The 902-nt window shown below is 63.6% G+C and carries 1 protein-coding gene and 1 pseudogene; one reads left to right on the top strand and one right to left on the bottom strand.

Translation table 11 applies throughout. The features are described 5' to 3' along the window. A pseudogene (locus BSZ39_RS12925) lies at positions 1-511 on the top strand (IS256 family transposase); the annotation flags it as partial. Positions 512-539: 28 nt separating this feature from the next. On the opposite strand, the gene BSZ39_RS12930 reads toward BSZ39_RS12925, so the two are convergent. After that, positions 540-902: transposase (locus BSZ39_RS12930; RefSeq protein ID WP_222842977.1), on the bottom strand; the 363-nt coding region annotated here is incomplete at its 5' end.

Raw genomic sequence — 902 nt, forward strand, 5'->3', positions numbered from 1 at the left:
TCGCCGCGCACTTCGACGAGGTCTATGGGGCGAAGGTCTCCAAGGACACGATCAGCCGGATCACCGAGAAAGTCATCGGGGAACTGGCCGAATGGTCGAGCAGGCCGCTGGATCCGATCTACCCGGTGATCTTCGTCGACGCGATTCGATCGTGAAGGTCCGTGACGGGCAGGTCCGCAACACCCCGTTCTATGTCGTGATGGGCGTCACCGTGAACGGGGAACGCGACATCCTCGGCATCTGGGCCGGTGATGGTGCCGAGGGTGCGAGGTTCTGGCTGCAGGTGTTCACCGAGCTGAAGAACCGGGGCGTCCAGGACGTGCTCATCGCGGTCTGCCACGGGTTGAAGGGTCTCCCGGAGGCGATCAACACCACTTGGGAGCAAACGGTGGTCCAGCAGTGCATCGTCCACCTGATCCGCAACAGCTTCCGCTACGCCGGGCGGCAACACCGCGACGCGATCGTCCGTTCCCTCAAACCTGTCTACACGGCCCCGTCGGAGCAAGCGGCAAAGGGGCTCTTCGGACATCTGGTGGGGGTCATGGGGTGAGTCCGTCGGCGGCGAGGAGCATGCGGAGGCGGTAGTTGTGCTGGTTGCGGTAGCCGCGGGCGAGGCGGCGGTGGAGCTCGATGATGCCGTTCACGCCCTCGGTGCCGCCGTTGGATGAGCGCCCGGTCGTGAAGTAGGCCAGGAACGCGGACTTCCAGCGGCGCAGGGTGCGGCCGAGACGTGCGACCTCGGGGATCTGGCAGGTGTGGAACGTGTTGACGACCTTCTCGGCGATCCGTCGCCCCTCGGCGAGGTCTTTGGGTCTGCTGTCGGTTTGCTTGAGTCCAAGACTGTCTCGATCTGAAGATCGATACTGAAAGGATGATGAGCATGCCATCGAAGTACAGTGAGG

The sequence above is a fragment of the Bowdeniella nasicola genome, assembly GCF_001907295.1.
Taxonomy (GTDB): Bacteria; Actinomycetota; Actinomycetes; order Actinomycetales; family Actinomycetaceae; genus Bowdeniella; species Bowdeniella nasicola.